Origin of the sequence: Psychrobacter piscatorii (genome assembly GCF_904846415.1) — a bacterium.
GTDB classification, from domain to species: Bacteria; Pseudomonadota; Gammaproteobacteria; order Pseudomonadales; family Moraxellaceae; genus Psychrobacter; species Psychrobacter piscatorii.
Genome location: NZ_CAJHAR010000013.1, coordinates 58,057 through 81,248, shown reverse-complemented (window position 1 = coordinate 81,248; position 23,192 = coordinate 58,057). Strand labels below are relative to the sequence as shown.

General features: G+C 45.0%; 15 protein-coding genes. 7 read left to right on the top strand and 8 right to left on the bottom strand.

Going from position 1 to position 23,192, the window contains the following annotated elements:
* Nucleotides 1-164: 164 nt before the first annotated feature.
* The gene (locus JMX83_RS07840; RefSeq protein WP_201600299.1) at nt 165-971 is read left to right on the top strand and encodes a hypothetical protein; all 807 of its coding nucleotides are present in this window, start codon (nt 165-167) and stop codon (nt 969-971) included.
* A gap of 109 nt (nt 972-1,080) precedes the next feature.
* On the opposite strand, the gene JMX83_RS07835 is transcribed toward JMX83_RS07840, so the two are convergent.
* The 5 genes from JMX83_RS07835 to JMX83_RS07815 all read right to left on the bottom strand — a co-directional run bounded on the left by JMX83_RS07835 (nt 1,081) and on the right by JMX83_RS07815 (nt 8,389).
* Entirely contained in the window at nt 1,081-2,898 is a 1,818-nt protein-coding gene (locus JMX83_RS07835) for an aminopeptidase P family protein (protein WP_201600297.1), read from the bottom strand.
* Between the two features lie 272 nt (nt 2,899-3,170).
* Entirely contained in the window at nt 3,171-4,673 is a 1,503-nt protein-coding gene (locus JMX83_RS07830) for a peptide MFS transporter (protein ID WP_201600336.1), read from the bottom strand.
* Nucleotides 4,674-5,040: 367 nt separating this feature from the next.
* Nucleotides 5,041-5,502 (bottom strand): hypothetical protein, encoded by a 462-nt coding sequence (locus JMX83_RS07825; RefSeq protein ID WP_201600295.1) that lies wholly within the window; start codon nt 5,500-5,502, stop codon nt 5,041-5,043.
* A 136-nt stretch (nt 5,503-5,638) separates the two neighbouring features.
* Nucleotides 5,639-7,213: an apolipoprotein N-acyltransferase gene (lnt, locus tag JMX83_RS07820; protein WP_201600293.1), complete on the bottom strand. Its 1,575-nt coding sequence runs from the start codon at nt 7,211-7,213 to the stop codon at nt 5,639-5,641.
* A gap of 276 nt (nt 7,214-7,489) precedes the next feature.
* Complete coding sequence (locus tag JMX83_RS07815; protein WP_075106412.1) at nt 7,490-8,389, bottom strand: CBS domain-containing protein; 900 nt, start codon at nt 8,387-8,389, stop codon at nt 7,490-7,492.
* Between the two features lie 263 nt (nt 8,390-8,652).
* On the opposite strand from JMX83_RS07815, the gene JMX83_RS07810 reads away from it, so the two are divergent.
* The gene (locus JMX83_RS07810) at nt 8,653-10,008 is read left to right on the top strand and encodes an Lnb N-terminal periplasmic domain-containing protein (protein WP_201600291.1); all 1,356 of its coding nucleotides are present in this window, start codon (nt 8,653-8,655) and stop codon (nt 10,006-10,008) included.
* A 23-nt stretch (nt 10,009-10,031) separates the two neighbouring features.
* On the opposite strand, the gene JMX83_RS07805 is transcribed toward JMX83_RS07810, so the two are convergent.
* A complete protein-coding gene (locus JMX83_RS07805; RefSeq protein ID WP_201600289.1) occupies nt 10,032-10,625 on the bottom strand; it encodes a YcgN family cysteine cluster protein in 594 nt (197 codons plus the stop codon).
* A gap of 144 nt (nt 10,626-10,769) precedes the next feature.
* Between JMX83_RS07805 and JMX83_RS07800 the strand changes: the two genes are divergently transcribed.
* The 5 genes from JMX83_RS07800 (at nt 10,770) to mutY (ending at nt 18,790) form a co-directional block, all read left to right on the top strand.
* Nucleotides 10,770-11,507 (top strand): dienelactone hydrolase family protein, encoded by a 738-nt coding sequence (locus tag JMX83_RS07800; protein ID WP_201600286.1) that lies wholly within the window; start codon nt 10,770-10,772, stop codon nt 11,505-11,507.
* 171 nt (nt 11,508-11,678) lie between these two features.
* Nucleotides 11,679-14,789 carry a DUF2339 domain-containing protein gene (locus JMX83_RS07795; RefSeq protein WP_201600283.1) on the top strand — a complete coding sequence of 1,037 codons (3,111 nt, stop codon included), beginning with the start codon at nt 11,679-11,681 and terminating at the stop codon, nt 14,787-14,789.
* Between the two features lie 125 nt (nt 14,790-14,914).
* A complete protein-coding gene (ylqF, locus tag JMX83_RS07790) occupies nt 14,915-15,871 on the top strand; it encodes a ribosome biogenesis GTPase YlqF (RefSeq protein WP_201600280.1) in 957 nt (318 codons plus the stop codon).
* A 129-nt stretch (nt 15,872-16,000) separates the two neighbouring features.
* The gene (locus JMX83_RS07785) at nt 16,001-17,398 is read left to right on the top strand and encodes a KAP family P-loop NTPase fold protein (RefSeq protein WP_201600277.1); all 1,398 of its coding nucleotides are present in this window, start codon (nt 16,001-16,003) and stop codon (nt 17,396-17,398) included.
* Between the two features lie 105 nt (nt 17,399-17,503).
* The gene (gene mutY / locus JMX83_RS07780; RefSeq protein WP_201600274.1) at nt 17,504-18,790 is read left to right on the top strand and encodes an A/G-specific adenine glycosylase; all 1,287 of its coding nucleotides are present in this window, start codon (nt 17,504-17,506) and stop codon (nt 18,788-18,790) included.
* A 96-nt stretch (nt 18,791-18,886) separates the two neighbouring features.
* Here the strand turns inward: mutY and JMX83_RS07775 are convergent, their stop codons facing one another.
* Together JMX83_RS07775 and rapA are read right to left on the bottom strand one after the other, a co-directional pair.
* Nucleotides 18,887-19,789, bottom strand: a complete 903-nt coding sequence (locus tag JMX83_RS07775) for an acyl-CoA thioesterase (RefSeq protein WP_201600271.1) — start codon at nt 19,787-19,789, stop codon at nt 18,887-18,889.
* Nucleotides 19,790-20,163: 374 nt separating this feature from the next.
* The gene (rapA, locus tag JMX83_RS07770) at nt 20,164-23,067 is read right to left on the bottom strand and encodes an RNA polymerase-associated protein RapA (protein ID WP_201600268.1); all 2,904 of its coding nucleotides are present in this window, start codon (nt 23,065-23,067) and stop codon (nt 20,164-20,166) included.
* Nucleotides 23,068-23,192 lie beyond the last annotated feature (125 nt).

The following is a 23,192-nucleotide window of genomic DNA, read 5'->3' as shown; positions in this document are numbered from 1 at the left end:
CATTACCGCGTTGTCGAATTGTCAAATTGTCAAATTGTCGAATTGTCGAATTGTCACTTTGATACATCTGAACATTGTAACGTTGGTGTCAGTTTGGCTACGTTTGTCCACTTGCAGCCCCTTATCGTACTTGCGTATGATAAGGGGTAATTTTTGGAACATTTATGGAAGATACCATGTCAAGCTACTCATTTTCCCATCAGTTTTATCAGCGCTGGACGTGTGCACCGGATCCAGTACGCGCTGCAATTACCCAAGAGCTAAAAGACATCACCACCCTACTGCAAGCAGATACCGTATTTGAAAGCTTTACTTTTCATACACATGACTTAGATACCCATGTGGACGAGCTGTACGACAACTATAATGCCGAGCAAGCCATCGCTAAGGCAATCATAGACAAGCAAGAACAAGAACAGAAAAAAGAGGCCGAAGAGACTGCGCGCAAAGCAGAAGCTACGCGACGTGAACAAGCAGAAACGGCTCAACAAGAACAAGAAAAAAATGAGCAGCTAGCAGCCGACCAAAGCAATATCGATGAAAAAGCCATAATCGATGAAAAAGCCATATCCGATAAAGGCGTCACAGAGAACGATCCTGATGACAACTCAAAAATTAAAAAGACTGACTCTGAAGTAGCCGATAGTGAGAGTAAGACTAGAGATCATAAAAACGCTGATGGCAAAACCATGAGCGATCAAACTCATGGGCCGGTCAATCATCATATCAAGGACATTAATAATAACACCAGTACAGCCATCAACTTGGTGTTAGAAGACAGTGAGCTGGATCCGGCGGATCAAACGTTAATTCGTGAGCTTGAAAACCAAATCGACGACTACTTGAGTGAGCAAATGATGCTCATGTCTGAAAATCTGAAATCTTGGCTACGTGCTGAAATGACTCAGCATTTCAGCGAGCAAAATACGTCAGCTACTACTGAAAACGCTGCTAAGAAAAATATTCACTAACGGCAATAACCTCTATTTTCTAAAAAGCCTTGTAGCACAAACATTAAAAAGCCCCGTAAATTATTTGCGGGGCTTTTTAGTATTTTTAGTTAATGTTTTGAGCTGGGTACTAGATGGCTTTGGTACGTTCAGTCAACCACTCAAGGGCGGCACCTTCTACGCGATCTTTTAGCTCTGCGAAGACTTGACTGTGGTAGCTATTTAACCAATCAATCTCGACTTGATCCAATAATGATGGCTCGATCAGGCGCGTGTCGATTGGGCAATAAGTGATGGTTTCAAAGTGTAAGAATTGACCAAACTCTGTCTCAGTAGGATTGGCAACTGGTGTATTCACGACCAAGTTCTCAATACGGATACCCCATTTGCCTTCGCGGTACAGACCTGGCTCATTACTTGAAATCATACCGACTTTCATCGCACGCTCTTTTGGTGTACTGGCGCTATAAGCGATCACTTGTGGACCTTCATGCACGTTTAAGAAATAACCAACACCGTGACCAGTACCATGACCATAGTCCATCTGAGCCTGCCACAGTGGTGCGCGGCAAATCGCATCAATGAGTGGAGAGGCGATACCATCAGGGAAGTAAGCACGAGCGAGCGCAATATGGGCTTTGAGTACGGTCGTAAAGTCGCGTTTGTGCTCAGCGTTAACTTGTCCAATACCGACCACGCGGGTGATATCTGTCGTACCGTTTTGATACTGAGCGCCTGAGTCGATGAGTAGTAAACCACCTTCACCCTCAGCCACATCTAAGTAGCTAAACTTCTCTGGGGTTGCGCGGTAATGCGGCAATGCCCCGTTTTCATTGAAACCAGCGATAGTTGGAAAGCTTGGCGATACATAATGCGGCTGACGGCTACGCACTTCTATCAGCATACTATCTACATCCAGCTCACTTAGGCGCTCGCCTGCTGCTAGACGCTGCTCAAACTCAGAAAAGAACTCAGCTAAAGCCGCGCCATCTTGACGCATTGCCTCACGCACATGATCGATATCTGAGTCAGACTTGACAGATTTGAGCAGTGTACTCGGTGCCATCTGCTCAATGAAGCCAACATCATCTGCCATTTTGGACAAGGTGCCGACTGCGACTTTACTTGGGTCTAATAGTAATAGATCTTCTGGTGTTAACGAACTCAATGCATCTTGTACAGCAGAGTAATCAGCCAATGTGATACCGCTATCTTTTAGACTTTTTGCAATATCTTCACTCACTTTATCGGTATCAACAAATAGCGTTGCGCTGTCTGTATCAATCAGCATATGTGCTAAGAATACCGGATTATAATCAACATCAGCGCCGCGCAAGTTCGTCAACCAAGCGATATCATCTAGACTTGAGAGTAAATGATGGGTTGCACCTGCTTCTGCCATACCTGCACGCACATCAGAAAGTTTTGAGGTGGCAGACTGCGCAAGAAACTGCTCATCATGTGCATACAACTTCGCATTAGGCAGTGCTGGACGATCTGTCCAAACGCTCGTCAATACATCACGTTCAGTGATCAAGGTAATGTCATTGGCATCAAATGCATTCAATAGTCGATCTTGCTCAGCGATAGAGAGCACATTGCCGTCTACTGCCACGCTATCTCCTTCTTGCAAATGATCGGCCAGCCAGTCGATATGATTTGGTTGACCAGGTGCCAGCTTCTCCAAAGTGATACCCGTACCCTCTAGCTGCTCAGCCGCATGTACCCAATAACGGCTATCCGTCCATAGACCAGCAAAATCAGCAGTCACGACAAGCGTCCCTACTGAACCCGTAAACCCTGATAGCCACTGACGGGTTTGCCAATACTCTGGCAAATACTCAGACAGATGTGGATCGGCTGAGGGTACGATGATCGCAGTGAGGTCTTGAGCCACTAGCGTTTTGCGTAGCGTATCGATACGCTCTTGGATGATTTTTTTATTCATGATAGGTGTCCTTATTTATTTTAGATAAATTATTTAGAAATTGAGAGGTGAATAGCAACTATGAATAGTCGTCTTATTAGGTGCCGCTTAATAGTATTGCAGCAGAACATAACTAGATGTTTGGGCAGAATGTAGGCTTTCAATAGCCTAAAAAATATCTCACTGATTAAAATAATAAAACGTGCTGCCAGTTATGGTAACACGTCTTATCATGGGTTATGGACTGATTCTATGGGCATGATAGAGGATTTGCATACACCAATTATCTGTCTTTATTGGCTTACCTCGTCAGCGTGCTCGCTTTTTTGCAGCATATTATTGATAGGCTTAGCCAATACCAACAGTATCACGGCAGAGACTACCAAGAAGATCGTCATAGTGGTAAACAAAGTCGGCAAACCTTCGATTTTGTCCGCTGAAACATGACCACCAAAGAATGCCGCAACCAAGTTACCCATCGCAATAGAAGCAAAGAAAAGCCCCATCATCTGGCCTTGCATGCCTTTTGGTGCAAGCTTGGTCATTGATGACAGACCTACCGGGCTAAGCGCAAGCTCACCAAGGGTCAATAACAGCAGACTTCCCACCAACCATAAAGGCGACGCTAAGCCAGCACCAGGCGCTAAGATACTTTTTGATGCAAAAATCATCAAAGCAAAACCGGCAGCTGCAAGTAGCATCCCGAGTGCAAATTTCGCCATACTGCTCGGCTCAAGACCTCGGTTACCTAGCTTGACCCAGATGATACTGACGATAGGCGCCAATATTAAAATAAATAGTGGGTTCAACGATTGAAACCAAATGCTTGGTATTTCAAACCCCATGACATTTAGATCCGTATAACGATCAGCAAATAAGTTAAAAGAGGTTGGCTGCTGCTCAAAACTTGACCAAAACAGCGTCGAGCCAATGATTAAAATAAAGCAGATCAGCAAGCGCAGTTTGTCCGTCTTATCCAATCGCGGCGAAATAAACATAATGGCAAAGTAGAGGATGACGACGGCAGCAATGATATAGGTCATATACTCTGCGACCAGCTCAGGGTTGAACGACACCATACCTGTAGAAACTAACAGCACAATGGCGACTAACAGCGCAACAAAGCCACCTACCCAGCGGCCAATGTTTTTGTAGCGGTCATTGGAGTGTTCCCACTCGGCATCGATACCTTTGGCTCGCGCAAAACGCGTTAAATTCTTTTGAGCGACAAAACGATAGATGAGCAAGGACACTAGCATCCCCAAACCACCGACGCCAAAGCCGACGTGCCACATGCCTTTTTCTTTAAATACACCAACGATAAGTGCAGCCAATAACGCGCCGATGTTAATACCCATATAAAATAAGGTAAAACCGCCATCACGGCGAGAGTCACCTTTAGGATACAAAGCGCCAACCATCACTGAGATACAGGTCTTAAATAGCCCTGACCCCAAGACGATACAGATCAAGCCAACGAAAAATAACGCCATCCCGAACACAGCGGAGAGTGCAATACATAAGTGACCAAGGGCAATCACAATACTACCCCACCACAGTGCACGCTCTTGACCCAGCCAGTTATCTGCTAGCCAGCCGCCCGGTACGGCTGCCAAATATAATGAACCAGCAAAAATACCATAGATAGCAGAAGCCGTGACTTCATCGAACCCAAAACCACCACTACTCACTGTTGCTACCATAAATAACACGAGTAGCGGACGGATACTATAGTAAGAGAAACGCTCCCACATCTCAGTAAAAAACAACGAGCGTAATGGCGCAGGGTGTCCCATAAAGCCATTGTCTAGTGCTTGCAGCTCAGCCGCACTAGATTCTGATTTTGATTTTGATTGTGTACTCACAACTTTATTCCTTTAAAGATTATTTTGGTAATGACCAAATGCCTAATTATTCCGATAAGCGGTCATATAGGCGGAACATTGTTTCACTTGGTTATAACCAAGTAAAGAAAAAGTTGGCTAAAAATTACACAAATACCCACAAAAAAGCTCGCTCTCAATCGCTGAGAGCGAGCTTTCTTTCGCTATAAAAAACCGTATTATCAAGGTGATATTACCGTTCGTAAATGCTTTATTTTTAAGTTACTTGCGAGTCACTTTCACTATTTATTTGGATAAACAGTCAGTCACTATATCAGGATTACTGTGCTTCTGTCTCATCAGCGGCGTTACCAGTATCGACAGCATCCCCAGCATCTAAGTCACCATCCGCTTGCTCAGCAGTTAAATCAGCATCGGCAACTGCCGCTTGGCTTACTGTACCAGAAGCGGTCGCTGTACCTGCTTCTGCAGTGACGACTGCACTATCTGCATCTGTCGCTGGTGTGACGGTTGCATCTGCGGCCGTATCAGGTGCTGCTGCATCTGCTGGTGCTGTTTCAGCATTTGCTTCAGTCGGGGCAGCAGCGTCTTCGGTAGCAATGGCTTCTGCTTCATCAGCGGCCTCTGATGCTTCCGTTGGCGTAGCCGTAATATGCTCACCTGCTGGACGCAAAAATGCAGAAATACCAATAAGTAAAACAATACCTAAAAATAAGGCAATGCCACCTAGAGTGTATAACAGCTCTTTTTTTGGATTGTTATTGACGATACCTTCTGACATACCTTATCCACCTTGCACAAAATATTTGAAATATTGACCTATTATATCGCAATTTATACTGATTTGTGAAAACCCTTAAGTATTTAAAGGGTTTATTATCGACAATTTTACTATTCGCTTTTAGCGTTGATGACAGTTATTTACTCAAACGTACTGACGTCTTCGGACGCTTACCTAAGTAACTCAGTATCAGCAGCAGCGCCATAATAAACAAAATAGGATATTGGCCAAAACGCATAAACGGCGTATTACCAACGCGTGCCTGTATATTACCGCGTAGTACGGTGCGCTCAAACTGCGGAGCACGCGCTACGATGCGACCTTTATGATCGATAATAGCTGTCACTCCCGTGTTGGTCGCACGCATAAACCAGCGACCATTTTCGAGCGCGCGCATCTGTACCATTTGCAGATGCTGTAGCGGGCCTGCCGACGTACCGAACCACGCATCGTTTGAGATGGTCAATAAAAAGTCTGTGCCAATCGCGTTTTTGCGCGTGGTATCTGGATACGCGACTTCATAGCAAATAGCTGCCCCCAAATTATGGCCTCGTACACGCAGCGGTGACTGATGATCACTGCCGCGGCTATAGCTCATGATGTCTTGGCTGCCTGCCAGATTTGGCAGGATATCAAGCACACCTTCAAACGGAATATATTCACCAAAGGGTACCAGACGTTGTTTTTTATACAAACCATCTGCCTGAGCCCCTAGCGCTACCACACTATTATAAAACGGCGCATATTTATCTTTACTGGCATCAAACGCGGCTTCGTCTTTATAAGGAATGCCCGTCACCCATGTTGTGTCCGTCTCTTTGGCCATTTTGACCATTTCATTGATAAAACCGACCGCTTCTGTCTGAAACATCGGAATAGATGACTCAGGCCACAGCACAATGTCACGCCCCCACTCATCTCGAGTCAAGGTTGCGTAGATTTTTAGGGTTTCTATTTGATACTCAGTAAGCCATTTTAGATCTTGCGGGATATTGCCTTGAATCAAAGACACTGATAAATCAGGCGTGCCTTTTGGTTTGGTCCACTGCGGATTGATCAACCATAGCGAGCAGCTAACAACCAACAAGGCTATCGACGGAATCATATAGCCTGCGCGGCGACGCAATAGCTCAACGATACTGGCAGCCAGTAGCACCGCCACAAAAGAAATCGCGAAGACACCCGCAACAGGCGCCAAGGATGACAACCAATATTGCTCAGTAAATGCATAACCGACGAATAGCCAAGGAAAGCCTGTGAATAGCCACGTTTTCATCCACTCTTGGAGTATCCAAAGCGCAGCAAAAGATAATGGCTGCTTGCCAACCACTCGATTAAAAATCAGCGCCAAAAAGCCATGGAATAACCCCATGCCGAGACCCATCAGCGCAATCATAATCAGCGCAAGCCATACGGGCGTCGAACCATAGACATGGATGGATGTGTACAGCCAAAACGCACCCACACACCAAAGCCCCGTACCATATGCCTGCCCAATGAGGAAGGCGCGGCGACCTGTCATCTCTGGCATCAATAGCGCATATAAAATGGCAGGTGATACCAACGCAACTGGCCAAATCCCGTAAGGCGCGAGCGCAAGTGTGAAAGCGCCTCCTGCCAGCAAAGCGATCAGTACCGTCAGTCCCAGATGTAAGCCTTTTGGCTGTTTAGGGTTCAGGCGTTTTTGTAAATCAACAGTAGACAGACGCATAGCAGTTATCCAAGACCATATTTTTCAAAATTTTACAGCTCAGCACTGAGACAAACCCCAAGCAGAAACTGACTGCATAATGCTCTATGCAGGACCACAAATAAAATCCACCCATGATACCAGCCAAAACCGATTAATGGGTAAATTTGCGTAGCGAAAATCTCATACCAAAATACAAAAGACAGAAAGCAAAAAACACGATGGTTCATCGTGTTTTTTATTGGGCTTGCTAAGAATGTTTTATCACTAATTACTAATTATGGGAATAAAAGCGAATTAATGGCTGCCTATCAGTATCTGCTGATCCCCATTGGTTTTGGTCAGCTCTAGATTTTGTATAAAGCGGCCTTCCACATCAGTGATTGTGATTTGCCAATCATCTATCACCACGCTCTCACCCTCCAAATCACCAACGAAACCGAGTGCTTGCATGACCAGACCGCCCATCGTGTCGACATCAGTATCATCAAAACGACTGCCAAGCTCATCATTACAGTCCTCAATCACCGTAGATGCTTGGACACGCCATGTGTTTGGCTTTTCAGGATCAGCGACGATGTTATTAATATCGCTATCTTCATCAAAGTCATCATGCTCATCAACGATGTCACCAACGATTTCCTCTAACAAGTCTTCCATGGTAACGACACCACCAAAGTTGCCAAACTCATCGACGACGATCGCCATATGCACTTGCGTGCGCTGCAATGAGCGCAGCAGGGTATCAGAACGAGCTGTTTCACTGATATATAATGGCTGACGCACCAAGTCTTTTAGACGTTTGCTATCGATTTTGTCTTCTTGGTTGCGTACCATGTGCACCAATATAGGAATCAAATCTTTTGCCAATAGGATGCCAATAACGGCATCATCATCTTGACTGTCAAAAACAGGATAGCGCGAGTGCGTCGTATCAAGAATGATATCCATCACTTCGTCAAGGCTAGTGCTTTCGTGCAGACCAATCACTTGCGGTCGCGGTGTCATGATTTCGCGCACTTGTGTCGCCGGCAGATCGAGCACGCCTTCTAACATATCGACCGTATCGGGCTCTAAAAACTGGCGCGAGTCTTGTACCAGACGAATTAATTCATCACGGGTTTCGGGGGCGGTCGATAGCCAGCGTTTTAAGCCGCGCATCGACCAACTACTCGGGCTGGGAGTGTCGTCAGACATGGTGGTGTGATTTAACCTCTTTAGTTAATGGCAATTAGAATAACCGTTCATAAGATAAGTAGAGCCTAGATGGGGACAAAAGCGCCGAATAAAACAGCGAGCTTATCATTATCTGTGTAACAAACAACAGACATACCAGCACAATTTAGCTTCACTTTATCGCAAGCCTCACCGACATTCAACGACAAATTCACTCAAATTGTATTGTCAGTGTGTTATAAACTTTGCTATGGTCAAAGCCATTATTTATCAAAACAAACTTTATGTCGCTACGCTCCGTTTTTTCCCGCTTATTATCATCGCGTTCACGCAGCCAGCTTGCAGACAGCCATTCTGTCAGTCGCGATTTGGACAACAGATTAGCAGATAACAAACCACCAAGACCGACATGGCGACATCGTCTCGTGATTTTTTTGATCGCAATCACAATATTGCTATCAGCAGTGTGGTTGCTATTAGCGATTTGGTATCAGTACGGGATAAGCTCCGTACTCACTTGGCTTGCAACAATCATCATCGTGGGTATATTAGCCGCACTGCTTGGTACGCGTTATTGGCATACAGTCACAAAGATACTGCTCAGTAGCTCATCGGCTGGTAGAGCGTCCATTGGCAAAAAGTCGGTTGGTAAATACACAGCACCTAAAAATACAGCACTTAAAAATATAGCGTCTAAAAATACAGCTACTAAGTGGCTTATTGGTTTATACGGAGCAACTTGGCTCATAGGTCTAGGCTGGTTTTTTTCTATCGTACCCCAGCAAGAGCGTGATTGGATGGCTGAGGTCGACCAGCAAGTCTCTTATGAGCGCGATGCGACCAACCCTGATTTGATTACCTTAACCAATGTCCGTAATTTTGATTGGCAGAATAAAGAAGACGCCACAGAGCATTGGGAGACGCGCACGATTGATTTATCTAAACTCTCTGGCGTTGATGTAACCAACTCTTACTGGATGGGGCCACTGATCGCTCATACTTTGGTCAGTTTTCGCTTTGAAGACGATAGACCACTTGCCTTCTCATTTGAGATTCGTAAAGAAAATGGCGAGTCGTTTTCGGCACTGGCGGGATTTTTTCGACGGTATGAGCTGAGTCTGATTGCCGCAGAAGAGCGCGATATTATTTACACTCGCAGCAATGCACGCGGTGAGCAAGTCTATCTGTTTCCTATCAGCAATTTGCAGCAACATGAGGTGAGATCGTTGTTTGAATCTTACCTAACGGCAATGGATGAGCTGAATACCAAACCCGCTTGGTATAACACGTTGACGAGTAACTGTACTAATATTATCTTTTATATGGCGCGTATCGTCAGTGGCGATCGCCTGCCGTGGGATTATCGGATTTGGGTCTCTGGCTGGCTGCCAAACTATCTATATGATGTCGGTATGCTGGATGCTGCGCCTGAAAAGCAAAACCAGCCTTGGTCAATGGATACGTGGTATGAGCGCACCCATATTAATCCAAAATCGAGTGGCTTCAATAACCTGCACTCTATTGCCAATAGCCGTGAGTTCTCTCGGCAAATTCGTCAAGATATTCCGATACCACCACTGGCCGACTCTCAATCTAGTGCTGAAGCACAGGCCAAATCGACTGCTCAGGCATCTTATTAGCGTGATAATCTGCCCTATAGAAATTATGGATTCACCCAATTCACCACACGTGTTTCCATTTCTTCATCAGACATGCCAATCTCCGACACACAGCGGCCAGCGACACCCACATTGGCCGCACGCATCTCGTGTTGTGTGACCACCGCATCCTGAGTCAATAATAGATGCCAGCTTGGCAAATTCTGTCCTTTATACAACCGCTTATAGGCGCAATGCGATGGTAGCCACATCATGTTGGGCAAGTTGTCCATAGTCAGTTGAATACAATCTGGTACATGCTCTTGGCGCGTCGCGTAGTGTTGACAGTATCCTGTCGCGCAGTCCATCAGCTGACACGTCACATCGGTATACTCGACCAGCTTTTCGTCATCATCATTATCGATGTATTTGATTAAGCAGCAGCTACCGCAGCCATCACACAACGCTTCCCATTCGCTATGGTTTAGCTCGTTTAAGGCAAATCTTGACCAAAACTGCGGGCGTAGTGGCTCAGAATTAGAATCAGAGTCCGCACTATCAGGAAACAAACTTACCGACTGCGCAAGCTTACCATCTGGATTGACGCCTGAATGCAAGTCTGATTGTTCATCATTTTTGTTTAAGAAATTTATAGTCATAGGATCGCAGTAGCATTTTGATAAAGAGCGTTACACTATTATAGCTGTTTTTGCTAGATATGGGCGTTAAGGTAGTACGAGTTAGAAAACGAACCATCACAATGACGAATAATTAAAACTCATAACATAAAAAAGGACAATCATATGTCAGTTAAGACTTTCGAGTTAATCAGTACCACCGAAAATGGTGTTGAACTCATCAGCTATGTGGCACTACCAGAGAACGCTTCTGATGATAATCCAGTATCAGGTATCTTGGTCGCACCAGAATGGTGGGGCGTGGTCGATCATCCAAAATCAGTAGTAGAGCGTTTGGCAGAAGCTGGTTATGCAGCGGTCGCAATGGACGTTTATGGCGAAGGCAAACTCACTACCGATGCCGCACAAGCGAACATGTGGATGGAGCAAGTGCTTGCTGATCAAGACATGCTAATGGCACGCTGCCGCTTGATTTTGAACGACTTTAGCGATCAGTTATCAGTTGACGGTGACAATCTAGGCGCAATCGGTTACTGCTTCGGTGGTAAAGTTGTCCTAGACATGGCTCGCGAAGGCATGCCGCTAAAAGCGGTTGCTACCTTCCATGGTAACCCAACGCCAAAACAACCAGCAGACAAAAACTTCACTGCAAAAGTACTGGTCGCCCATGGTCGTGATGATTCAATGGTATCAATGGATGCCATCGAAGGCCTAAAATCAGAGCTAGACGCAGCTGACGTAGATTACACTATTGATGTCTATGACAATGCTAAGCATGGCTTTACCAACCCACATGCCGATGAGCGTGCTGAAAAAAATGAAGTAGATCTTGGCTATAACGAAGCAGCTGCTAAGCAAAGCTGGGAAAATATGCTTGAGTTTATGAAAGCCAATTTGGCATAAAAACGATTTGGTATAAAACTCATCAAGAAGGGCAGCTTAACTATTAAGCTGCCCTTTTATTTTGAGTCTTGTTTTATCAATGATCTTTTGGGTGAGTAATCAGAGCAGCCTTGTGCTTCTTAGCAAATCACGTCATTATCACATTACTGTCAATTGGATTGAGCGACGAAGATGTTATATCTATTGGTAACCCAGTTGGGTTGGCTGGCCTTTACAATTTTATTGATCGTGGTAGTCGCGCTATACACCAAGATAAAGCGACAAATTGCGCATCTGCGCCGCGATGTCATAAAACTACAAGCGGATCTTGAGCAGCAAAAAAATCGCAGTATAAACGCTTCATCTACCCATTTGGCTGATGAGCGTGTTTATACGCGCGCGAGCGCTAGTGAAGGCAATACTGCTAAAAATGATGCTACTAAGCATGCAATTTTTGATTCACAACAGCGGTCTACAGATGCGTTTTCAACCCTGTCATCTACATCATTGCCACCGCCACTGCCTGTTACTACTCCAACTCTAGCCAAAAATAAAATAGCAAATGCGCCGATTGAGCCTGATGAACGCTCAATACCTATTGTGACGTCGCTCATTCATTCAATCAAAAACTGGTTTTTCGGTGGCAATCTCGTCGTTCGGGTTGGCGTATTGGTACTGCTAGTAGGCGTGGTGCTACTGCTGCGATTGCTTAGCGAATATATCGAGATTTCAATTACCACAAAGCTCATGGCAATTGGCATCGCGGGGCTTGCGTTGGCAGCACTTGGGTTAAAGCTCACGGCAAAACGTTTCTCGTATGGGATTACGCTGCAGGGCGCAGGCTTAGCGATTACATATTTGAGCACCTTTTTTGCTTATAGTGTTTATGAAATCATTCCGAGTATTCCAAGCTTTATTGGGCTTGGATTATTGTCTGCTGTGACCATTGCCCTCGCTGTACGTCAAAACGCTTTTCCGCTCGCGTTGTTAGCGTTGTCTGGTGGATTTTTTGCGCCGATTTTGACCAGTGAAGATACGGGTAGTTTGTTCGTTCTATTCAGCTACTACCTATTATTGAATGTCACGATTGCTGTCATTGCTCATTATCGACCTTGGAAAATATTAAATCTATTCGGTGTGACTGTGACATTTGGCTTGGCATACTACTGGGGTATCAGCGAAAACCTGAGCGCCGTCATTGAAACGCAGCGCTGGTCATTGATAGCGTTAGTAACCTTACACTGGCTGCTTTACTTATTTGTTGTCATTCGTTATGCGCAGCAAGTTATCGCCTATAACGCACTCAGTGAAAAAACTCTTAGCCATATAGATAGTACAAATAATATCAAGCGTTTAGATAAATCTACCGCAGGTAACGATACCTATTTATTTCCCATCGATACTGGCTTACTGTTTTCAGTACCGCTTCTGTCTTTTGGCTTACTTTCTGCTTTACTTGATAAGATTCCTAATGCCCTGACCATCACTAGCGCGATTTTGGCGACTGTCTATGTTGGGCTGGGATGGTTGTTTATCCAGCGTAGTGAGCGCTATGCCTTAATCACTGAAGGCATGCTGGCTTTAGGATTTGGGTTTTTGGCACTGGTGATTCCGCTGGCGCTAGATGCGGAATGGATTGCTTTTGGTTGGTCAGTACAGGGACTTGCTCTGGTGTGGTTTGGCAGGCGTTCACTGCGGTCATGGTCAGTATTGTTTGGCCTACTATTGCAGCTCGTCAGTATCGGTATGCTCTTGACCACCGCGATATTTTCTATCAAAGACTATCCCGTTTTAGCCTTTAGTATTTCAGCGCTCAGTTATCTGGCGACCGCCTTTATCTTACGCGCTAACAACTCCCCTGCGATGTTGATGAATAAGCTAGATAACAGTAATAGTCAAAATCGTGACGCTATAACGCCTTCTGCCACAAAGGTACAAAAGCGTGACAACCCATCAGATACGATGACCAATTACGCTCATGCACTGGGTATCAATGATCAAGCAGCACAGCAATGGCTGAACGCTATCAATCATCAAAGCTATGCGTTCAAACTCGTCTGGAACAGCCCTAGGCTGATAAAATTTTTAACATTGACGGCGATGGCGTGGATATTACAAGTGCTGATACTTGATTTGCATCATTGGTTCGATAGTTGGCAATCAGATACGACAGTCATTGCGCTGTCAGCACTCATCAGCTTGATCGCTTATTGGGTCATCAACCGCTATCGTCCGTGGGCGGAAGTTAGACAGCTGAGTCGTGGATTACTAGCCCTGTTCTACTTCATGCTAGTACTGCAACTGCCACAAAAATTTGAGCGAAATCTAACGTGGGTAACAGCGGAGTGGTTGGTATTCATAGGTTTGATAATTGGCTGGTTACTGATAGGCCAGCTATGGCTAAAAACTTGGTCTGATACTAAAAACACGGCACGTTACACTGAGGTAACCTGGCTCGGTACAGGGCTGTTGCTGATTGCTGCGGCTGCGCATTATGGCCTACCAGACTCTGATGGCGTGATGGCTATCTTGTTTTCAGCGACATTCATATTGTTTGGGTTATGGTTCAATCATCGTTATATTAATAAAAATAAAGAAAATGCATCAACTAATAAAGCTTCAGAACAAGGTCTGCTGTACTGGTTTGATTGGCAACAGGCACTGTTAGGATGCGCCGCCATCTTTGCTCCCATTGCTTTACTGTGGGTTATTCTTACCAACTGGTCTTATGATGGTGTGACTTGGGGACTGCCCTATTTTCCGTTAGTGAACCTATATGACATCACCTCGTGGCTGACGCTATCGGTTGGTTTTAGTCTGTACTACATCAGCCAACGCCGTCACAATGAAACCGTTGTCGAGTCGAGTATAGCTGCCAAATCTAAGCGCATATTTACCGCTGAAAACCTCCTAATCATATTAGGGCTTATCAGCTTTTGGTTGCTATCCAGCATGTTGGTCAGAACGCTACACGCCTTTATCGGTACACCACTTTGGGACGGTGCCCAGGGCGGTGCATGGAGTAGCGAGCAAGTACAAACAGGATTGACGATTTTATGGACGCTCTTGGCATTGGTTGCCACCATCCTCGCCAGCCGCTATTGGCAGCGCGCGCTTTGGTTTATGGGTATTGGGTTGTTAGGTATCGTCGTACTTAAGCTGGTCTTGGTCGATTTGTCACAGACCGAGGCAATTTGGCGAGTGATTTCCTTCCTTGGCGCAGGTAGCTTAATACTATTAATTGGTTACCTTGCCCCATTACCACCAGCGCATGAGGAAACAGAAGACCAAAATCAAGCGTAATGACAAAGCTGGTTGGGTGAAATTGTGCCGTGAGCAAGGTGATTCTGTAGTAAACTGGACACCATTAGAAAGTAAACGTTGATTGTTTTACTTTTAGCATTTTTTATAAAAGGTTATGAAAGCAGATGGATAAGAGAGCAAGTATTCAGTGGTTCCCTGGGCATATGAACAAAGCCCGTAACGAAATCAAAGAAATCATGCCGCAGATGGATGTGGTCATCGAGGTCATCGATGCGCGTATTCCTTATAGTAGTGAAAACCCAATGGTTGCTGCACTGCGCGGCGAAAAACCTGTTATCAAAATCCTGAACAAAGCCGATCTTGCCGATCCTGAATTGACGCAAGCATGGATGGATTATCTCGAGCAGCAAGACGGGGTCAAAGCCATTGCTTGCGATACTGAAAAAGCCAATGATGTAAAACGCATCATCGCCATCTGTAAGCATCTCGTACCTAACAAAGTCGGGACTGGTCGTCAAATCAAAGCGATGATTATGGGTATTCCAAACGTTGGCAAATCAACGCTGATCAATACGCTAGCAGGACGCGCTGTGGCAAAGACAGGTGACGAGCCAGCTGTGACCAAGTCGCAGCAGCTGATTAAGCTCGACGATGACATCATGCTCTATGACACGCCCGGTATGCTATGGCCAAAGGTGGAAAACGAAAACTCTGGCTATCGTCTGGCAGCGACGGGCGGCATCCGTGATACGGCTTTTGATTTCGCTGATGTGGCCAGCTACACCGCTGAGTATCTAATGCAAGCCTATCCTGAGCTGCTAAAAACTCGCTATAAAATTGAAGAGCTGCCAAAGACTGATTGGGAGTTTTTTGAAGTGGCTGGACGTAATCGCGGCTGTGTACGTTCGGGCAATCAAGTCGATACCTACCGCATGTCTGAGATTCTGATTAACGAGCTACGTAGCGCAAAGATTGGGCGTATCACGCTTGAGACCCCAGCTATGACTGAAGCTGAAGAAATCGTGGTCGCAGAACAACGCATCGCTGCTGAAGAGAAGAAGAAAGCACGCGAGGAAGAAAAGCGCTTACGTCGTCTAAAAACGCGGAAGAATCGGAAGTAAGTTTAGCTCAAGGCTCATTACTCAAAAAGCTATTGTCTATATAAAAGCCCTTATGGGCTTTTTTTATGCCTTTATTCTCTGTATAACATAAGTATCGTATATCGAAATTATAAATATAGAGAGTGCTTAATGACAGATCACAGCGTAATGAGAGAGTTAACTTTTACCAGCAGAGATGAGTTCATACGTGAGCCCATTGCTGAAAAAATCATTAAGTTATTAGATTCAGCTATTGATGTGTCACCTTTAATAATTGATGGTAAATGGGGTACAGGTAAAACGGAGTTTTGCTTTAAGCTAAAAAATCTGATTGAGGCGCACAATACGAATGATTATAAAGTTGGCTATGTAAATGCTTTTCAAGCTGACCATGCTAACGAGCCATTATTGACACTAATTGCAGAAGTCGCTGGATTTTATGGCGAAGACGATGATAAGCGAAAAAGTTTTATCAAGAACGCTATTCCCTATTTGCGCTTGGTCTCAGGTATCGGTATTAAGGCAATAGCGAGCTTGGCATTTGGAAAATATGCAGCAGATATGTCGGACGACTTTAAGGAGGGTATGGAAGCTATAGAAGAAGGTTCAGACTCATTTATCGATCAATCTCTTGAGTCGATGATTAAAGACCAAGTAGAGGCTGAAAAGAATCTATCAACACTGAAAGAGGCCTTAAAAGATATCGCATCTATCAATCCCGTTATACTCTTGATTGATGAGCTTGATCGCTGTCGTCCAGATTTCGCAGTGATGATGTTAGAGACCATCAAACACGTTTTTGACGTTGAAAACGTGCAGATTATCTTGATTACTAATGCTGAGCAATTAAAAGCCACCATCAAGCACAGCTATGGTAGCGAAACCAATTCTCATGATTATTTATATAAGTTTTTTAAATATCAGATCAACTTGCCCACTTCTACAAAAGATATTGAGGGTAGATCAGTCGAAAATAATGTCACTTACTTTAAAGCCACAGTACAAGCTAGCAAAGTAATTCCACAAGACTTTAAAGACAACCAATTTATGTATGAGATTCCAACTTTCCTTGATGTGGGGAAATTGTCACTTCGCAATATTGAGCAGATTGTTCGTTGTATCGAAACGCTAATAATTTTTGAAGACAAAGAACAAAGTAAGTCACGGATTGTTGAGCAAATTTTAATGGTCTTCCTATCGTTTGTTTATATGATGGATAAAGACTTGCTAAAACAAATCATAAAAAGGAGTATAAACTCAGATAAATTTTTGGGCTTCACTAATAATTCTAGATTAAATATGACTTCCTCATATGTTAGATCTGAAACTCTTGCAGATTTGTCCGTTAAACATCTTTTTTTAATTATATTTGAAAAAATTTTTACGAGCTCTTTTTTAGATCTACCAATTAGTACTATTGATCGAAAATCAGTGATGGCTCGTATTGGGGTTAGTTTATCCAAGTATGATTATATCGACGATGTGCATTGTGACAGTTATATTAAACAAACGATCAACAACCTCCTGCTTTTCGACATCGTTAAGTAGTTATTTTTATTATGTTATTCAATAGCATCACGTTAAAGTTGGGTCGTAGCAAATACGTATATCAGGTATAATTGTTTACCTTCAAAAAACTAAATAATAGAGCTTATGACCCAGCCAACTGCTAATTCTGAATCTTCTGACACAACTTTTAACCACACCACCTCTTCCCTTAGCTCCTTCGCCCCACGCCTACTCGATTGGTTTAGTGATAACGGTCGCCATGATTTGCCGTGGCAACAGCACCAAACTGACACGCCCAACCCTTATATTGTTTGGCTATCCGAAGTCATGCTTCAGCAAACACAAGTGACCACAGTACTGCCCTACTTTGCACGGTTTATGGGCACCTTTCCAACTGTGCAAGATTTAGCCGCTGCCGACTGGGATTTGGTTGCCGAGCACTGGGCAGGACTTGGCTATTATGCACGCGCACGTAATTTGCATAAAGGTGCTAAGCAGTTGGTTGAGGTAATCGAGGAAATGGGCGAGTTTCCGCAGACGCTAGCAGGATGGGAAGCGATTTCCGGTGTTGGCCCATCGACCGCTGGGGCGATTATGGCGATGGGATTGCATCATTATGGTGTCATCTGTGATGGCAATGTCAAACGGGTATTGACGCGCTGGGCCGCCATCGATGGTGACATTACCAAATCTGCCACGACCAAAGACTTATGGGCATTGGCAGAACGCCTAACACCGACAGAGAACTCAGGATTATTTGCGCAAGCCATGATGGATATGGGCGCGACATTATGTACCCGTAGCAAACCTGCTTGTCTATTATGTCCATTAAAAGATGACTGCTTGGCACATGCGCAAGGGCGCGAGACTGACTACCCTGTCAAAGCAAAAAAGCAGCCCAAACCGAGCAAGTTCAGTGATGCGTTACTGATACAAAGCGTAGATGGTGAGATATTGTGGCTACAGCGCCCTGACAATGGCATTTGGGGTGGATTATGGAGTTTGCCATTACAGTTCGTGGAAAAAGTCGACGGTAAAGCGAATAGCAAGGCAACTGGCAAAACTGCTGATAAAAAATCAGCCACGAGCGATGATAAATCGTCAAATACGACAAGCGATGTACGCAGTAATGAAAAAATATACGAGACAGAGTTCACCACGGCTGAGCAAATTATCAACGAATGGCTGATAACAAATGAATTGGTGACCGATTCAGTTAGCAATACATTATTAGATGACGCCCCTATCAAGCATTCATTGACGCATTTCCATTGGTATTTAACTCCGCGCAAACTAACTGTCGATGCTGTGCAAATGATAAAACTCAACGAGAAACTAGCAGCAGCCGAGATTGATTTTAAATGGCTGACCGAACAAGCAGCACAAGACAGTTTGGGACTACCTCGTGCGATGATTAAGATTTTGGAATAAAAATTAGTGTAAAAGACTGGCATAAAAAAAAGCGACTCATGATGGATAATGAGTCGCTTTTTTATGATGACAGTATAACGGGAGCTAATAACTGCTCTAAGACTTTGGTACGCGCAAGCGCATTAAGCCTTCTTGCTGCACAGTAGCGACCAGTTTGCCGTCTTGCCAAAACTGACCATGATTCAGCCCTTTAGCATTGGACGTAGTATCACTCCACATGTCATAGAGCAGCCAGTCATTCAAATCAAACTCACGGTGAAAATGCATAGAGTGGTCAATACTAGCAGCTTGTAATCCACTGGTCATAAAGCTTACGCCATGTGACATCAGCCCAGTACCAACCAAGTAAAAATCAGACGAAAACGCCAAAAGCGCTTGCTGAATAGCAACGGGCTGATTGCCGAGCTTATGGATGCGTAACCAGTTGGCTTGTTTAGGTTTCATTGGTTCTGGATTGATCGGATTGCGCGGCTTGACAGGTTTTATCTCAACATGACGGCGGCGCATAAACCGTGCTTTGAGCGCATCTGGTACTTTGCCCACGTACTCTTCTTTTAAATCTTGCTCTGTCAATAGATCTTCTGGCGGTGGATAAACAGGCATGTCTTCTTGATAGGCTAAGCCCTCCTCCATCGGTGAAAACGAGGCAATCATTGAAAATATCACTTGCTCAATCGGTGGTTTCCCGCGCACTTCTTTGTACTGAATAGCCGTCACTTCACGCGCAGATAAACTGCGGCCATCACGCAGACGGCGCACTTGATAGATTACTGGTTGATTGATATCACCGCCACGCAAAAAATACCCATGCAGAGAGTGACAAGGCTTGTCTTGATCTAATGTATGCGCTGCTGACATGATCGCTTGGGCCAATACTTGCCCGCCAAATATACGACTGCCCACATAGTCATGGCTCTTACCCTCAAAGACATCGGGGGTAACCTCAATAAGCGCGATCGTAGCCAGCAGCTCATCAATCAGTTGTGAATTATCGGACATGACAATATGTTTCCTTATTTTTATCAAACACGCTCAGCATCCAAACATACGCATCTAACAATCTCGATGCCATATAGATGCTGCGCTTGAATTTAAAATAATATGAGATCGCTTGCGGAAATACACAAGGGAGACTTTAGAACAAACATACAGCCATAGCTCATCAGGCCATGGCTGTATTTTCATTTTCGATAGAAAAGGTAAACATATTACCCAATATTGTTGGCTTTGACTAGTTACTGTCAGCTTACTCATAAGTATTGCTTAACTATTTGTACGAGACAAATCGCACTTAATTCATTGATTCAAGCAAACTAATTCATAAAAAAACGAGATGTCTAACAACATCTCGTTTTTGACTATCTTCTCAATATTTATGGCTTCACTGCCACCAGTACGCGAATAGAGTCCGGCACTAGCGATAAATTACCAAGCGCTTGCTCTCCTTGAGCCTTGAGCTGCTCTAAGCGTTCAATCTCTTCGGGACGTACGTTTGGATTGATGGTTTGCAAGTGCTTGAGACGTTTGATCTCACGTGACCACTGCTGGCTAAAGCGCGCGCTTGCTTGTTCACCAATCTCAGCGATTTGCTCGCGTGCGATATCTTCGGCTTCATAATAACGCTGCTCTATCACATCACCGCGCACTTTGATTACTTGGCGGGCACGGTTTTTATCCAAGCGTTCCACATGCGGCATGATCATATCAGCACTGATACGGGCGGATAAATCACTGCCCTGCTCACTGATAAAGACACGAATATTTTGCGTGGTCAATGTCGCTGGCAGATTAAGCACTTTTGGTGCGATGGCTTCAACACGGAAGTTCACTTCTAGCAGTACCATACCTTGCGGTACAGCGGCACTTTTTAGCATAGCAACGGTCGTATTACCAAAGGTGCTGGTACTAGCAAGCTCATAAATTGCACGCATCAATGGATGCTCGTGCGTGATAAATTCGATGTCTTCACGTTGAAGCGCTTGCTCACGCTCAAAGGTCAACGTCATACCGTCTTCATCACCAAGCGGCAAGCCATCGATATAGTCACTGATCTCGGTGCTATCGATCGGTGCGATGACCCACGAACCATCACGCTGGATATTATGATCGATATTGGCAGACGCAAAGAAACGCTCGATGAAATGCGGCAGCAAATTATTGCCATCAAAGTCACGCATGGCATCCGCAATACGTCCAGCGACACGCGGACGGCATGAGTTGTACTCTAGCAGACGATCACGGCCAGCTTGTAGCTGCGCCTCTAGCCCCAATCGTGTCTGTAACGCCTCATCAATGACGTCTTGTAAAATGACATTGTTTTCAGCAGTGTCCGCGCCTTCTAGCATTGGCTTGAGCTCTTGAATATACTGCTCTTGCACGCTTTGTGCCGTTGGCGATATCTGATTAAACATATTTAGTGCATCGTTATACCAATGATACAGACGCTCTTGCGCCGTGCCCTGTACGTAAGGTACATGCAGCATGATTTGTTGCGTCTGACCGATACGGTCTAGGCGACCGATACGCTGCTCCAAGGTATCTGGGTTGGCAGGTAAATCCCATAAGATCAGCTGGCTTGCAAACTGGAAGTTACGACCTTCTGAGCCAATCTCTGAACACAATAGTATCTGTGCGCCTTCGCTATCTGCGAAAAATGCTGCTGCTTGGTCACGCTCAAGCAGAGTCATTTGCTCAGTGAAGATAGCGGTTTTGATGCCTGCATGCAGACGCAATACGGCCTCTAAACTCTCTACCGTCGCGCCACTACGAGCGATTAATAGCACTTTTTGCTGCTTAAGCTCACCGCGCAAGATATCCACCAACCAAGAGACGCGTGGATCATCTTCTAGCCAGCCACCATCTGGTTGGTTTTCTTCACCCCATAGCTGCTCACGCAATTTGCCATTGGTTTGATAGCTGTCTTTCCATGCGTCAGGGAGTGGCAGTGGGTGCGGCTGGCTGCTACGACCATAGAACCCTTTTACGCTCTCACGCGTATTGCGGAACAAAATACGACCGGTACCGTGACGATCTAATAGCTCGTTGAGCGCATAGGTGCGCAGTTTGTCGTCTTCATTGATCGTGGACAGCTCATCCATACTGATGTCTAATAAGCTACTCAGAGCAGCGATTTGACCGTCATTGAGCGGCTTGTCTTCTATTAATACACCAGCGACTGCTGCCGTTTCCGCAAACGCTTCTTGACCATCGATAAACTCATCTAGATCATCGAAGCGATCTGGATCAAGCAGACGCAAACGGGCAAAGTGACTTTGCGCGCCAAGCTGCTCTGGCGTTGCTGTCAGTAGCATCACGCCTGGCGTCTCTTCTGCAAAGTCTGCCACTAGGTCATATTTATCATTGCCGCCTTGTGCCTCATCCCAATGCAGATGATGCGCTTCGTCCACAACTAATAGATCAAATCCTGCCTCCATCGCTTGATCATACAAATCAGGATGGTCAATCAACAAGTCCATACCGGCGATGATACATTGCTCAGTGGCAAAGACGTTTTGCTCAGGATCATGTTCTTTAATCGCAGCCGTACGTACCAAATCAAATAATGCAAAATTCAGATTAAAGCGACGACGCAGCTCAATCATCCATTGATACTGCAAGCTATCTGGCACCAAAATCAAAACGCGCTCAGCTTTACCCGTTAGCAGCTGCTGATGGATAATCATGCCCGCTTCGATGGTTTTACCAAGGCCCACTTCATCAGCCAATAGTACACGCGGCGCGATACGCTTACCGACTTCGTGTGCGATATACAGCTGATGCTCGATGATATCGACACGTGCACCCATCAACCCTTTGAGTGGATGGCCTGCCAACGCTGATTGCATACGTAAGATATCTTGGCGCAGCTCATACCAATCGCCGCGCTCGATACGACCAGCAAGCAAACGCTCAAGCGGCTTTGCCAACGTAATATTGGCAGCAAGGCGCGTCTCCATTATTCCTTTAGAAGCAGCGCTGCCCTCGTGCTCATCGACGCCATATTTGAGTACGCCCATGACTTCATCGACAGCATTGACCGTATAGCTTTTGCCATCTTGATCATAGATAGTATCGCCAACCTTAAACACCACGCGCGATAATGGCGCAGAGTTTTTTGCGTAGACGCGCGTCTCTTCACTTTGTGGAAATAAAATATGCACACATCGATCATCGACATCGATAACCACACCTAAGCCAAGCTCAGACTCCGTATCAGATAAATAACGTTGGCCAACGGCGAATTCAGTACTGTGCAATGAAGCAATAGAGATAGTCATAAGGCGAAGTCTTTTGTACTCAGATAATTAAAAATTAGATAGCAATGGTGGCTTGTGATAACAGTCAGGTTAAAAATGAGGCAAATCGTCAATAGATGCAAATGCAGTGTCATAATCTTAGTAAA